The following is a 12844-nucleotide window of genomic DNA, read 5'->3' as shown; positions in this document are numbered from 1 at the left end:
TCAAAAATATCTGATTATGCTTTTTTTACAGGAAGAAATACGGCTCAAGCCAAGAAAAAGAGGGTTCCACCTGATTACGGAAGAGATTCTTGGGGCTATTCCCGGAATCCGCGATATCCGGGTAGGGCAGTTGCAGGTTTTTATAAAACATACCTCTGCAGGTCTTACCATAAACGAGAATGCCGATCCGTCGGTCCGGAAAGATTTGGAGAGCTTTATGAATGTAGCAGTGCCCGAAAACGAACCGTATTACGTGCATACGCTGGAAGGACCCGATGATATGCCGGCACACATCAAGGCTTCTCTCATGGGAAGTTCCGTGCAGATCCCCATCACCTCCGGAAGGCCTAATCTCGGTACCTGGCAGGGTATATACCTCTGCGAGCACCGCGATTACGGCGGTAGCCGGAGTGTGGTTGTTACTGCATTCGGTACATAGCAGCCCTACTTTTACCGGGCTATCCCAACTTTTTTGGCTTCCAGCAGCTTTTCGAGAATGTGTTCTACGCCGTTGTTGTCGTTGGAAAGTGTTTTGAACCTTGCTTTACCGAGTACGTTGGGATGTGCATTTTCCATCGCAAAGGAAAAATAGGACTGTTCCATCATTTCCAGGTCATTGTTGTAGTCCCCGAACACCATCGTTTCTTCTTTGCCGATGCCGAGTTGTTCCTGTAAAAGTTGCAGCGCATGTCCTTTGTTGGCTTCCGGACTCGAAATATCCAGCCAAAACTCTCCCGATACTTTAACCTGTAGCGTCTTTTCGAGATGTTTTACATGCGGATAAATGGTTTTTTCCGATCCTCCGAAGCTGTATATGGCTATTTTGAGGAATTCATCATTGCGGATATTCCCCAGGTCGGACACCGTTGTGTATTCGTGATAATACTCGCGGAACATATTTTCGAATGCGGTGTTTCCCGGTCGTATATAAGCCCTCTCTTTACCACAGACTACCATATAAGCATCGTCGAGAGGTTTCAGGAGCTCGATGGTGTCTTTGATAACCGATACCGGAAGCGGGGTGATGAGGATTTCTTTTTCCCGCTGTTTTGCAATAGCACCGTTTTCCGCGATAATAGTGATATCATCGGTAATAGGACGGAGTTTGTCTACGATGCTGTGATACTGCCGTCCGCTGGCTGCTACGAAGTGAATGTCGTGCTGACGGAGTTCTTCGAAAATCCGGAAAAAACGTTCGCTAACGATACTTTCCGAATTGAGCAGGGTGCCATCCATATCGGTGGCTATGAGTTTTATTCCAGAGAGATCCATAAGAAATGCAATTTTTTAAATGTAAAAGTACGCAATACGGGGAGGGCGATTGTTAATTGCCTGTTATTTCGGGGGATTATCCGTCATGTTTTCCTGTTATTGCCGATACCCTATATATGAGAAAATCCGGCTTTTGGCCGGATTTTTAATAAGCGAAATATTGTTAATGACGTTTATTTTACTTTTTCTACGATTGCCTTGAAAGCTTCCGGGTGATTCATAGCGAGGTCGGCCAGAACCTTACGGTTCAGTTCGATGTTCCCGGCTTTTAATTTACCCATAAACTGTGAGTAAGACAATCCGTGTAAACGGGCACCTGCATTGATACGGGTGATCCACAGTGCACGGAAAGTTCTCTTTTTGTTTTTGCGGTCTCTGTACGAATACAGCATGGCTTTTTCAACCGCGTTTTTGGCAACTGTCCAAACGTTTTTACGTCTCCCGTAGTAACCTTTGGCCTGCTTCATGATTTTTTTTCTGCGGGCTCTTGAGGCTACTGAATTTACTGATCTTGGCATAATTTTTTGTTTTTTGTAGCAGGCGACCTGAAAGGTACTTTTAAAATAAAGCTATCGTAATAGATAGCGAAATACTTTGCCTGACTCCAGGGTTATACAATAATACGAACCGTAAAGAACAATTATTTTAAACGTAACTGTTCTTTGATGCTGTTAACATCGTTGTCGTGTACCAGGGTACTGTGTGTTAACGCAAGCTTACGCTTTTTGCTTTTCTTTGTCAGAATGTGGCTTTTAAAAGCGTGCTTTCTTTTGATTTTACCAGAACCGGTAAGCTTAAAACGCTTTTTGGCGCTGGATTTGGTTTTCATCTTAGGCATAATTCCTAATTATTTAAATTATTTCGCTTATTTTTTACTCTTCTTAGGAGCGATAAACATAGTCATACGCTTACCTTCCAGTTTCGGCATCTGTTCTACTTTTCCGTATTCTTCCAGATCCTGTGCCAGGCGGAGTAATAGTATTTCTCCCTGGTCTTTATACACTATAGAACGTCCCTTAAAGAAAACATAAGCTTTTAATTTAGCTCCGTCTTTCAGGAATTTTTCGCCGTGTTTCTTTTTGAATTCGTAATCGTGTTCATCGGTTTGGGGGCCAAAACGAATCTCTTTAACTACAATCTTGGCAGCTTTTGCCTTTAAAACCTTTTCCCGTTTCTTCTGTTCGTAAAGGAATTTTTTGTAATCCATGATCTTACAAACAGGTGGGGCAGCTTTGGGTGAAATTTCAACCAGGTCCAGTCCAAGTTCTTCTGCCTGGGCAAGGGCCGCTTTAGTCGGGTAAACACCTGTTTCTACATTGTCTCCCACCAGACGAACTTCCGGTACACGGATATCTCTATTGGTCCGGTGTGGATTTTTGTCCTCTCTTTGGTTCGGACGGTTTCTGTTGAATCTTCTTTTAATTGCTATGGCTTACAGATTTTTAATTAAACTTCGTTTTAAAATTGTTTTAAAGTTCGGTTTATTTCCTCTTCTACAATTTTGGCGAAAGCATCTACGGTTATAGCGCCTAAATCGCCTTCACCGTGCTTCCTTACCGAAATGGTTCCTTCTTTTTCTTCATTCTCACCGACAATCAGCATATAGGGTATTTTATTCATTTCAGCTTCCCTGATCTTCTTGCCGATAGTCTCATTTCGGTTATCGATTAGGGCGCGAATTTCGTAATTTTCTAATAAATTTAAAACTTTTTCGGCATATTTTTCATATTTCTCGCTGATAGAGAGTATGATAGCCTGGTCAGGCATGAGCCACAACGGGAAATTGCCTGCCGTATGCTCCAAAAGTATGGCTACAAAACGTTCTATACTACCGAAGGGAGCTCTGTGAATCATTACGGGACGGTGCAGTTCGTTGTCACTTCCCTTATACGAAAGATCGAAACGTTCCGGCAGGTTGTAATCTACCTGGATCGTACCGAGTTGCCAGCTTCTTCCGAGGGCATCTTTGACCATAAAATCCAGTTTAGGCCCGTAGAAAGCAGCTTCTCCTGTTTCTATAACGTAATTTAATCCCTTTTCTTTTGCAGCATTGATGATAGCCTGTTCTGCTTTCTCCCAGTTTTCGTTGGAGCCGATATATTTTCCGGGATTTTCGGGGTCACGTAACGATACCTGTGCGGTAAAGTTCTCAAAACCGAGGGAACCGAAAACATACAGAACCAGGTCGATGACATTTTTGAATTCCGCATCGAGCTGATCTGGAGTACAGAAAATGTGAGCGTCATCCTGTGTAAAACCTCTTACCCGTGTAAGTCCGTGAAGCTCCCCGCTCTGTTCGTAACGGTAAACAGTACCGAATTCGGCATATCTTTTGGGCAGCTCTTTATAGCTCCAGGGTCTGGCATTGTAGATCTCGCAGTGATGCGGACAGTTCATCGGCTTCAGCAGGAATTCCTCTCCTTCGTGAGGAGTGTGGATCGGCTGAAAGCTGTCTTCACCGTATTTGGCATAATGCCCTGACGTTACATACAGTTCCTTTTGCCCGATATGGGGGGAAACGACTTGTTCGTAGCCCGCTTTTTTCTGAGCTTTCTTCAGGAAATTCTCCAGGCGCTCCCGGAGTGCCGCCCCTTTCGGAAGCCATAACGGGAGTCCTTGTCCCACTTTGGGTGAGAACGTAAAAAGTTCCAGTTCTTTTCCGAGCTTTCTGTGATCCCTTTTTTTAGCTTCTTCGAGCAGATGCAGGTATTCCGTAAGTTCCTTCTGTTTCGGGAAAGAAATACCGTAAATACGGGTCAGCTGTTTGTTGTTTTCGTTTCCTCTCCAGTAGGCACCTGCCGTATTCAGCAGTTTTACCGCTTTGATAATGCCTGTATTCGGAATGTGCCCGCCACGGCAGAGATCGGAAAAAGTGGAATGGTCGCAGAAAGTGATCGTACCGTCCTCCAGGTTTTCGATAAGCTCTACCTTGTATTCGTTATGCTGTTTTTTATAGTAATCGAGTGCTTCGGCTTTGGTGACCGATCGCATCCTGTAATCGTATTTGCCCCTGGCGATATCGAGCATTTTCTTTTCTATGGCCGGGAAGTCTTTTTCCGAGATGCTCTGGTCACCCGGGTCGACATCGTAATAAAAGCCATTGTCAATAGCCGGACCGATAGTCAGTTTTACTCCGGGATAGAGTTCCTCGAGCGCCTGTGCGAGCACGTGAGCGGAAGAATGCCAGAATGCTTTTTTACCGGCAGCGTCGTTCCAGGTAAATAAGGTGAGATTACCATCTGTGGTCAATGGGGTTGCCGTTTCCACCGTTGTGCCGTTAAAGCTTGCGGAAATAACATTGCGCGCCAAACCTTCACTTATGCTTTTGGCTACGTCCATAGGAGTGGAGTTTTTCGGAAACTCCTTCACAGATCCGTCAGGTAAGGTAATCTCAATCATTAATTTTTAATTTTAAGGTGCAAAGATAAGGGGAAGTACGCAAGCATGCAACATAAGTGCATGTTTAAAATAATTAACGTAAAGGATATTTCGTAAGAGCACAAAATGTTCCTCCCCGGCAGGTACTTCCAATCCTTCCGAATACCTTATATTCCGGGGAATAAATTGATTTTGTCGGGACGGCACTTGTGTGGCGTCCCGGAGCCCGGGAAGATGAGTGACGGACTTTTTAAGGTTTTGCGGTCGATACGGTTATGGGAGTTCCCGGGTTTTTACGGATCAGCAGTGTGAGACCGCAGAACGTCAGGAATCCGTTGAGTATAATGATAAAAAATCCGAAATCGAAATGGTATTGGTTCTGCAGGAAAGCGGCAATTACATACGAGAGTATCGGGGACATCACGGCCACCAGCGGTACGAGTTTGTCCCGTACTTTCCACCGGGTAAAAAGTCCGAAGCTGTAAAGCCCGAGCAGCGGACCGTAAGTATAGCCCGCAAAAACAAATAGCTTGGCTATGACACTTTCATTCCGGATAATATATTTAAAAGTGATGATCACGAGGATGAGGAGTATGGAGGTGAGGATATGTACCCTTTTCCGGATACGTACCTGTTTTTTCTCCTCATATCGATTTTCTATATCCAGTATATCCACACTGAACGAGGTTGTCAGTGAGGTCAGAGCGCTGTCGGCACTGCTGTAGGCTGCGGCAATAAGTCCGATCAGGAAAAAGACAAAAACGCCTGTGCCGAGATAATCCTTCGCCAGTACCGGAAAGAGATCGTCCTTATGGGCATCGACGCCGTTTTGTTGTGCATATACCGTGAGCAAAAGACCGAGGGCCAGAAAGAAAAAGTTCACGACAGTCAGTACGATCGTAAACCAGAACATGTTCTTCTGCGCATCTTTCAGACTTTTACAGGTGAGGTTTTTCTGCATCATATCCTGGTCCAGTCCGGTCATGACCACAGCGATAAAGGCCCCGGAGAAAAACTGTTTCCAGAAATAGTCCGCACTCTTGAAATCGTCAAAGAAAAACATCCTGGAGAGGTCGCTTTGCGTAACGTATTCCAGGATCCCGGTGTTTCCTAAACCGAGGTCCTGACAAACCGAATACGTGGCAACCCCTACGGCAATAAGCATAAATAAGGTTTGCAGGGTATCGGTCCAGACGATGGTTTTTATTCCGGATTTAAACGTGTACAGCCAGATGAGTATAATGGTGAGGGTGACTGTAGCCCAGAACGGAATACCCATGTCATCGAATAGGATGACCTGGAGTACATTGGCAATGAGGAACAACCGGAAACTGGCGCCCACAACCCTTGATATCAGAAAAAAGGAAGCGCCTGTTTTATAGCTGTTACTTCCGAAACGCTCTCCGAGATAGGTGTAGATGGAAGTAAGGTTCAGTCGGTAATACAGGGGCAGGAGTACCGTGCCGATGATAAGATATCCCAGGATATATCCCAGGACGACCTGCATGTAGCTGAACTGGGAGGCTTCTACCCATCCGGGCACCGAGATAAAGGTTACCCCGCTCAGGGAGGCTCCTATCATACCGAAAGCAACCACATACCAGGGTGACTGTCGCTTTGCTTTAAAAAATGTTTCATTACTGTCTCCGCCTTTTCCGGTGAGATAGGAGATGAGGATGAGCACGCCGAAGTATGCGGCGATGATGAGGAGTATATGTGCCGGTTGCATAAAAAAGTCAAAAAAATTCGTGACCAAAGTACAAAAAAGAATGCTTTCGGGCTATGCGGCCTGTAAACGAGTTTTTCACCGAGATAATAACCGAAAGGCTGTTAAATCTCTTTCGTATTTCGTATTTTTGCCGCTATGGAATTCTCCTCTAAACTATTGGAAAATGCGGTCCGGGAGATGTCGCAGCTTCCGGGTATAGGTAAGCGAACAGCATTGAGGCTTGTATTGCATCTTTTGCGACAGCCTTCCGAACAGACGGAAAGACTGGTTCTGGCATTACATCATCTGAGGAACGACGTTAAATATTGCAGGAACTGTCACAATATTTCCGATACCGAACTTTGCGAGATCTGTGCCAGCCCCAAAAGGGACGAGTCCCTGGTTTGTGTGGTAGAAGATATCCGCGATGTCATGGCTATAGAGAATACGAGCCAGTATCAGGGATTGTATCATGTGCTGGGTGGAAAAATATCCCCTCTCGACGGGGTCGGACCGAATAATTTGAACATTTCTACGTTAATAGATAAGGTAAAGGCAGGTAAGGTCAGGGAGGTGATTTTTGCATTGAGTTCTACCATGGAAGGTGATACTACCAATTTTTATATTTACAAGCAGATAGCGCCTTACGGCGTGGCGACTTCAACCATTGCCCGGGGCATAGCCGTAGGGGATGAGCTCGAATATGCAGACGAGATCACCCTCGGGCGAAGTATATTGCACCGTATTCCGTTCGAAAACTCTCTGAAAGGATAGGTGGGAAATCATGTGTTGCGGAGGAGTGCAGTGAAGAAGATAAAATATTTTATTTTCAGTAAAAAACGGTTTTTTTGATTAATTTTGCAATCTGAAAACGATAAAGCATCTTTAAAATATTAATATGGCAAAATTTGAACTTAAATTGCCCAAAATGGGGGAAAGTGTTGCGGAGGCAACGATTACATCATGGCTTAAAGAAGTCGGAGACACCATTGAAATGGATGAGGCAGTTTTGGAGATCGCTACGGATAAGGTAGATTCCGAAGTGCCCAGTGAAGTAGAAGGGGTGCTGTTGGAAAAACGCTTTGATGTGGACGATGTCGTTCAGGTTGGAGAAGTAATTGCCATAATAGAGACGGAAGGAGAGGGGGGAAATGCCGTTATGCCTGTAGCACAGAACGAGGAAAGTGAAGTGCCGGATGCAGCGGTAGCCGAGGTGGAGAAGACTTTTGATACGGCAAAAGAAACCGTGTCACCTGTCGCTTCCGGATCGGTTGATTATTCGGATTCCGAAAGGTTTTATTCGCCATTAGTAAAAAATATAGCTAAAGAAGAAGAGATTTCTCCGGAAGAACTCGAAGGAGTTCCGGGAACCGGAAAGGACGGCAGAGTAACTAAGAATGATATTCTCGGTTACCTGGAAAACCGCGGAAAACAAAAACAGCCTTCGCCCCGTTCCGTACCCGGCGAAGCCAAGAGCATAGGAGCATCTTCTGTCAAATCCGCTTCCCCGGTTGCCATAGCCAGTGGAGAAGATGAGATCATTGCGATGGACCGCATGCGTAAGCTGATTTCTCACCACATGATACAAAGTGTGCAGACTTCTGCCCACGTACAGAGTTTTGTAGAAGTAGATGTGACCAATATCGTAAACTGGCGGAATAAAAAGAAAGCGGAATTTGAGAAGCGAGAGGGAGAGAAACTGACGTTTACTCCTATTTTTATGGAGGCCATAGCCCGTGCGCTCCGCGATTTTCCGATGATGAATATTTCCGTGGACGGTGATACGATCATCAAAAAGAAAAACATAAACCTCGGAATGGCAGCGGCATTGCCCAACGGTAATCTTATCGTGCCGGTAATACGTAATGCCGACCAGTTGAACCTTGTAGGATTGGCTAAACAGGTAAACGATCTGGCTAAGCGAGCCCGGGAAAACAAACTGAAACCGGATGAAGTACAGGATGGTACGTATACCGTTACCAATGTGGGAACTTTCGGAAGTATTATGGGTACACCGATTATCAATCAGCCCCAGGTAGGGATACTGGCTCTCGGCGCTATCCGTAAAGTACCCGCGGTGATCGAGACCCCCGAGGGAGATTTTATCGGGATAAGACACCGGATGTTCCTGTCTCACAGCTATGATCATAGGGTAGTAGACGGGGCGCTCGGAGGAATGTTTGTAAAAAGAGTAGCCGATTATCTCGAGGATTGGGATGTCGAAAGGACAATATAAGAGAAATGGTTCTGTACGGACATCGTTACAGGAAACCCCGGATCTGGTCTTAGCCGGTAAACGGGAGTTCCCGGTAAAGCCGACAGGACTGAAATACGATAAATTAATGCGAAAAACCCCGGACTTGTTCGGGGTTTTCTTTTGCAATCTGTATATTTACCATAATTTAGATACACGAAATTTTTAATAGCAGTAATGGAACTTAAACTCACCAGACCTATTTGTTTTTTTGACCTGGAAACCACCGGGACCGATGTTGCCAAAGACCGGATCGTAGAAATATCGATCCTTAAAGTATTTCCCAATGGGAATAAGGAAAGCCGGACATGGCTGGTGAACCCGGAAATGCCCATCCCTGAACACTCTACGGCAATTCACGGTATTTCCGACGAAAAGGTAGCTAATGAACCTACCTTTAAGCAATTGTCCAGGGACATTTACAACATGATCAAAGACAGTGACCTTGCCGGGTACAATTCCAATCGTTTTGATATTCCCCTGCTCGCCGAAGAGATGTTGCGTGCCGAGGTGGATTTTGAAATGAAAAACAGGCTTGCGGTAGATGTGCAGACTATTTTTCATACGATGGAAAAGCGAACGCTGGAAGCCGCTTATAAATTTTATTGCGATAAAACACTGGAAAATGCCCATTCCGCAGAGGCGGATACCACAGCTACCTATGAAGTGCTCAAATCACAGCTCGACAGGTACGAGGATCTGGAAAACGACATCAAATTCCTCTCCGAATTTACAACGCGTAAACAAACTGTGGATTTTGCAGGATATATCACCTATAACGAAGACGGGGCAGAGATCTTTTCCTTCGGGAAACACAAAGGAAGACTGGTCGAAGAAGTACTGGATCAGGAACCCGGTTATTTCGGATGGCTGCTCAATGCCGATTTTCCCCTGTATACCAAAAAAGTACTGACCGGTATAAAGCTCCGTAAACTCAATAATAAACTCTCTTGAACCAACGTGAAAAGAAACCTGTGTATGTTCCTGTTCCTTTCTTTCGGATTCGTTTCCGGGGAACACGTCATTACAGAAAGTGTAAAAACGAAATGACCGGCGAACCGATCCCTTTTGTAAGGCTTCTTCTTGTAGGTGAAACTTTAGGGGCTTCGTCCGATGTGCAGGGGAGGGGAGGTTTAGGTAGAGTCCGCCGGAGGCAGATGTGCAGGCTCAGGATGAATTGAAAATTGATTTTGTGAAATATGCAGCTGTATGCAAGGGAGTCCTCGAACGCGAAAAAGACAGCTCTGAGACCTATTACCGAAGTGCCGACGGCTGGAGAAAAATGAACAGGCTTTATACTTCCGATCCGGTTTTCGGGTGGCGGATACCTGTTCCGGCATTCCGGATCAAACTAACAAAATGAAAACCGATCTCCGGCGGATTGTCCCGGTTCATATCGGTTTGTATTATAGAATTCAGCAGGACTCCTGCAATAAAAATGAAGTGACAGATGAAGATAATCTGTATAGGAAGAAATTATACGGATCACATTGCGGAGCTGGCCAATGAGCGGCCCTCCGACCCCGTGATATTCATGAAACCCGATACCGCCCTGTTCAGGGGAAAGGATTTTTACATACCTGATTTCAGTAATGATTTGCATTACGAAGTGGAGTTGCTTATAAAGATCGATAAGGTCGGCAAGCATATAGATCCTGTGTTTGCACATAAGTATTATGAGGAGGTAGGATTGGGGATAGACTTTACGGCCAGGGATGTGCAGGCCAGACTCAAGGAAAAAGGACTGCCCTGGGAAAAGGCAAAAGCCTTTGACGATTCTGCCGTAACGGGAGGATGGAGGCCCAAGACAGAATTTCCGGATATCGATGCTGTTCGTTTTCATCTGGAAAAAAACGGTAAAACCGTACAGGACGGAAATACGGCGCTTATGCTGTGGAAAGTAAACGAACTTATCGCGTATGTTTCCCGGTACTTTACCCTAAAAAGAGGGGATATCATATTTACGGGTACGCCGGCCGGGGTAGGAAAGGTAAGTGCAGGAGATATTCTTGAGGGCTTCCTGGAAGGACAGAAGGCTTTTTCCTTTCGTGTAAAGTAGTGATGTAATCCCATTCCAAGTACAGTTCATACGTTTAAAATTTATATTATGCCTTACAGTTTAGAAAAACTCGAGGAATTGTCCGGCGGAGACCAGGACTTCATCGTTTCCGTGGTTGTCGTATTTATAGAAGAGACCCCCGAAGATCTGGGCAAGCTGGAAAAAGCTGTTCAGGCGGGCGATTTTGAGGAGGTGTACAAACACGCTCATAAACTGAAACCTAATGTAGACCTGCTGGGGATGGAAAATTCTACCGCACTCATGCGCCGTATAGAAGCCAAAGCCAAGGAAGCAATAGATATAGAAGCTATCAGGGAAATGTTTGCCAAAGCCAAAACGGAAGTAGGCGATGTAATCAAGGAATTAGAAACGGATTTCGGACTTTAATGCAGGCAGAGATTATTACTATCGGAGATGAACTCCTCATCGGGCAGATCATAGATACCAATTCGGCATATATAGCTTCGGAACTCAATAAAATAGGGATATCTGTCTACCAGATCACATCCGTGCAGGATGAAAAACAACACATCCTGAAAACCCTCGAAGAAGCACGCCACCGTGCCGAGGTTATTATCATTACAGGAGGACTTGGGCCGACCAAAGATGATGTGACCAAACATGCCCTTTGCGAATTTTTCGGGGATACTCTGGTAAAGGACAAGGGAGTGTTACAACATATAGAGGAGCTATTTGCCCGGCATATCAATACACCTATTTCCGATCTTAACCGCGGGCAGGCCATGGTGCTGTCGAGCGCGAAAATATTGATGAACAGGTATGGCACCGCTCCGGGGATGTGGCTGGAAAAGGAGGGGACCGTATATATATCGCTTCCGGGAGTTCCTTATGAAATGGAGCAGCTTATACAGGCAGAAGTTTTACCCCGGTTACAGCAGGTGTATTCCCGTCCGTATATATTGCATCGCACGATCATAACCTATGGGATGGGCGAAAGCGATATAGCCAATACCATAGCGGCCTGGGAAGATGCTTTACCTGCGTTTATAAGACTTGCTTATCTGCCGCAAATAGGGAAAGTACGCTTAAGGCTTACGGGTAAAGGTCCGGATAAGGAGCATATAGATAAAGCGGTAGAAGAGGAAGTAAAAAAACTGTATGCACTGATCGGAGACATTATTTACGATATAGAGCACGATGATCCTCTCGAGGTACTGGTAGGAAAAGCACTTGCCGGAAAACGACAGACCCTGGCAACTGCAGAAAGCTGTACCGGTGGGAAGATCGCAGAGCAACTTACCGCAGTTCCGGGAGCTTCGGGGTATTTCCGGGGGGGGATAGTAAGCTACGCCACTGCGGTAAAAGTAGATGTTCTCGGAGTTCCACAACACCTTATCGCCGAACATACTGTGGTGAGTGCGGAAGTGGCCGGGGCAATGGCTGCAAGAGCACAACAGGTTTTTGGTGCGGATTATGCCATATCCACCACGGGTAATGCAGGGCCGGAAAAAGGAGATTCGGATGCGGATATCGGTACCGTATATATAGGAATAGCAACACCGGACAGCGTGTATGTGGAAAAATTTAATTTCGGAAACCTTCGGGAAAAAGTCATAAATAAGGCCGTGAATAAAGGGCTTGAAATGCTTTGGAAAGAAATTTTAAAAAATTAGTTCACGTATTTGGCTATCAGTGAAAAAATTCGTTAATTTGCACCCTGTTTTTAGATAACACAAAAGTATAGAAGAATGTCAAGAGTTTGTGAGCTTACCGGAAAAAAGGCAATGGTGGGGAACAATGTTTCTCACGCAATGAACAAGACAAAGCGTAAATTTAACGTGAACCTTACCAAAAAGCGCTTTTATATTCCCGAAGAAGACCGTTGGGTCACTTTGAAGGTCTCTACTTCAGCATTGAAGACCATCAATAAAAAAGGTATATCCGCGGTGTTGAAAGAAGCGAGGGCTAAAGGATATTACAAATAATCGTTTTTTAAGAAAAGCATAGAGAGATGGCAAAGAAAGGTAACAGAATTCAGGTTATATTAGAGTGCACCGAGCACAAGGAGTCCGGTATGCCTGGAACATCAAGATACATTACGACCAAGAATAAAAAGAATACTCCGGACAGGTTGGAAGTCAAAAAATTCAACCCGATCCTGAAGAGAATGACCGTTCATAAAGAAATTAAATAATTGGATATCTTCGTAGAA

16 protein-coding genes are annotated in these 12844 nt (G+C 45.1%); 10 read left to right on the top strand and 6 right to left on the bottom strand.

The window, feature by feature from the left end; all coding sequences use genetic code 11:
- The first annotated feature begins 16 nt into the window (after positions 1–16).
- Positions 17–439 (top strand): secondary thiamine-phosphate synthase enzyme YjbQ, encoded by a 423-nt coding sequence (locus BT112_RS01165; RefSeq protein ID WP_072315463.1) that lies wholly within the window; start codon positions 17–19, stop codon positions 437–439.
- Between the two features lie 11 nt (positions 440–450).
- Here BT112_RS01165 and BT112_RS01160 read toward each other — a convergent pair whose 3' ends face one another.
- From BT112_RS01160 to BT112_RS01135, 6 genes are all read right to left on the bottom strand, one after another.
- Positions 451–1272: an HAD family hydrolase gene (locus tag BT112_RS01160; RefSeq protein ID WP_072315462.1), complete on the bottom strand. Its 822-nt coding sequence runs from the start codon at positions 1270–1272 to the stop codon at positions 451–453.
- A gap of 173 nt (positions 1273–1445) precedes the next feature.
- A complete protein-coding gene (gene rplT, locus BT112_RS01155; protein WP_072315461.1) occupies positions 1446–1790 on the bottom strand; it encodes a 50S ribosomal protein L20 in 345 nt (114 codons plus the stop codon).
- Between the two features lie 122 nt (positions 1791–1912).
- The gene (rpmI, locus tag BT112_RS01150; RefSeq protein WP_072315460.1) at positions 1913–2110 is read right to left on the bottom strand and encodes a 50S ribosomal protein L35; all 198 of its coding nucleotides are present in this window, start codon (positions 2108–2110) and stop codon (positions 1913–1915) included.
- A 27-nt stretch (positions 2111–2137) separates the two neighbouring features.
- Complete coding sequence (gene infC, locus BT112_RS01145) at positions 2138–2701, bottom strand: translation initiation factor IF-3 (RefSeq protein ID WP_139275916.1); 564 nt, start codon at positions 2699–2701, stop codon at positions 2138–2140.
- 29 nt (positions 2702–2730) lie between these two features.
- Entirely contained in the window at positions 2731–4671 is a 1941-nt protein-coding gene (thrS, locus tag BT112_RS01140; protein ID WP_072315458.1) for a threonine--tRNA ligase, read from the bottom strand.
- Between the two features lie 229 nt (positions 4672–4900).
- Positions 4901–6379 carry a sodium:solute symporter gene (locus BT112_RS01135; RefSeq protein WP_072315550.1) on the bottom strand — a complete coding sequence of 493 codons (1479 nt, stop codon included), beginning with the start codon at positions 6377–6379 and terminating at the stop codon, positions 4901–4903.
- A gap of 135 nt (positions 6380–6514) precedes the next feature.
- Between BT112_RS01135 and recR the strand changes: the two genes are divergently transcribed.
- From recR to rpmG, 9 genes are all read left to right on the top strand, one after another.
- Positions 6515–7132 (top strand): recombination mediator RecR, encoded by a 618-nt coding sequence (recR, locus tag BT112_RS01130; protein WP_072315457.1) that lies wholly within the window; start codon positions 6515–6517, stop codon positions 7130–7132.
- A 124-nt stretch (positions 7133–7256) separates the two neighbouring features.
- A complete protein-coding gene (locus BT112_RS01125) occupies positions 7257–8594 on the top strand; it encodes a dihydrolipoamide acetyltransferase family protein (protein WP_072315456.1) in 1338 nt (445 codons plus the stop codon).
- 195 nt (positions 8595–8789) lie between these two features.
- The gene (locus tag BT112_RS01115) at positions 8790–9566 is read left to right on the top strand and encodes a 3'-5' exonuclease (protein ID WP_072315454.1); all 777 of its coding nucleotides are present in this window, start codon (positions 8790–8792) and stop codon (positions 9564–9566) included.
- Between the two features lie 238 nt (positions 9567–9804).
- Entirely contained in the window at positions 9805–9975 is a 171-nt protein-coding gene (locus BT112_RS21720) for a hypothetical protein (protein WP_175545718.1), read from the top strand.
- A gap of 87 nt (positions 9976–10062) precedes the next feature.
- On the top strand, positions 10063–10671 hold the full coding sequence (locus BT112_RS01110) for a fumarylacetoacetate hydrolase family protein (protein WP_072315453.1): 609 nt from the start codon (positions 10063–10065) through the stop codon (positions 10669–10671).
- A 48-nt stretch (positions 10672–10719) separates the two neighbouring features.
- Complete coding sequence (locus BT112_RS01105) at positions 10720–11058, top strand: Hpt domain-containing protein (RefSeq protein ID WP_072315452.1); 339 nt, start codon at positions 10720–10722, stop codon at positions 11056–11058.
- Positions 11058–12305, top strand: coding sequence for a competence/damage-inducible protein A (locus BT112_RS01100; protein WP_072315451.1), 1248 nt, complete (start codon positions 11058–11060; stop codon positions 12303–12305). The genes BT112_RS01105 and BT112_RS01100 overlap by 1 nt, the downstream gene beginning before the upstream one ends.
- 75 nt (positions 12306–12380) lie before the next feature.
- Positions 12381–12617 (top strand): 50S ribosomal protein L28, encoded by a 237-nt coding sequence (rpmB, locus tag BT112_RS01095; protein ID WP_072315450.1) that lies wholly within the window; start codon positions 12381–12383, stop codon positions 12615–12617.
- A 26-nt stretch (positions 12618–12643) separates the two neighbouring features.
- Positions 12644–12826, top strand: coding sequence for a 50S ribosomal protein L33 (gene rpmG / locus BT112_RS01090; protein ID WP_072315449.1), 183 nt, complete (start codon positions 12644–12646; stop codon positions 12824–12826).
- The last annotated feature ends 18 nt before the right edge of the window (positions 12827–12844 follow it).

It is taken from the genome of Sinomicrobium oceani (genome assembly GCF_900119185.1).
Classification (GTDB): domain Bacteria; phylum Bacteroidota; class Bacteroidia; order Flavobacteriales; family Flavobacteriaceae; genus Sinomicrobium; species Sinomicrobium oceani.
The sequence above is the reverse complement of the archived record's forward strand: the minus strand, read 5'-3'. Positions and strand labels throughout refer to the sequence as shown.

Excerpts from the sequence above, each read along its gene's own strand:
- BT112_RS01115 (WP_072315454.1), top strand. The coding sequence starts at position 8,790 with ATGGAACTTAAACTCACCAGACCTATTTGTTTTTTTGACCTGGAAACC.
- BT112_RS01165 (WP_072315463.1), top strand. The coding sequence starts at position 17 with ATGCTTTTTTTACAGGAAGAAATACGGCTCAAGCCAAGAAAAAGAGGG.
- thrS (WP_072315458.1), bottom strand. The coding sequence starts at position 4,671 with ATGATTGAGATTACCTTACCTGACGGATCTGTGAAGGAGTTTCCGAAA.
- BT112_RS01125 (WP_072315456.1), top strand. The coding sequence starts at position 7,257 with ATGGCAAAATTTGAACTTAAATTGCCCAAAATGGGGGAAAGTGTTGCG.
- BT112_RS01160 (WP_072315462.1), bottom strand. The coding sequence starts at position 1,272 with ATGGATCTCTCTGGAATAAAACTCATAGCCACCGATATGGATGGCACC.
- rpmG (WP_072315449.1), top strand. The coding sequence starts at position 12,644 with ATGGCAAAGAAAGGTAACAGAATTCAGGTTATATTAGAGTGCACCGAG.
- BT112_RS01135 (WP_072315550.1), bottom strand. The coding sequence starts at position 6,379 with ATGCAACCGGCACATATACTCCTCATCATCGCCGCATACTTCGGCGTG.
- BT112_RS01100 (WP_072315451.1), top strand. The coding sequence starts at position 11,058 with ATGCAGGCAGAGATTATTACTATCGGAGATGAACTCCTCATCGGGCAG.
- recR (WP_072315457.1), top strand. The coding sequence starts at position 6,515 with ATGGAATTCTCCTCTAAACTATTGGAAAATGCGGTCCGGGAGATGTCG.
- BT112_RS01105 (WP_072315452.1), top strand. The coding sequence starts at position 10,720 with ATGCCTTACAGTTTAGAAAAACTCGAGGAATTGTCCGGCGGAGACCAG.
- BT112_RS01110 (WP_072315453.1), top strand. The coding sequence starts at position 10,063 with ATGAAGATAATCTGTATAGGAAGAAATTATACGGATCACATTGCGGAG.
- rpmB (WP_072315450.1), top strand. The coding sequence starts at position 12,381 with ATGTCAAGAGTTTGTGAGCTTACCGGAAAAAAGGCAATGGTGGGGAAC.
- rpmI (WP_072315460.1), bottom strand. The coding sequence starts at position 2,110 with ATGCCTAAGATGAAAACCAAATCCAGCGCCAAAAAGCGTTTTAAGCTT.
- rplT (WP_072315461.1), bottom strand. The coding sequence starts at position 1,790 with ATGCCAAGATCAGTAAATTCAGTAGCCTCAAGAGCCCGCAGAAAAAAA.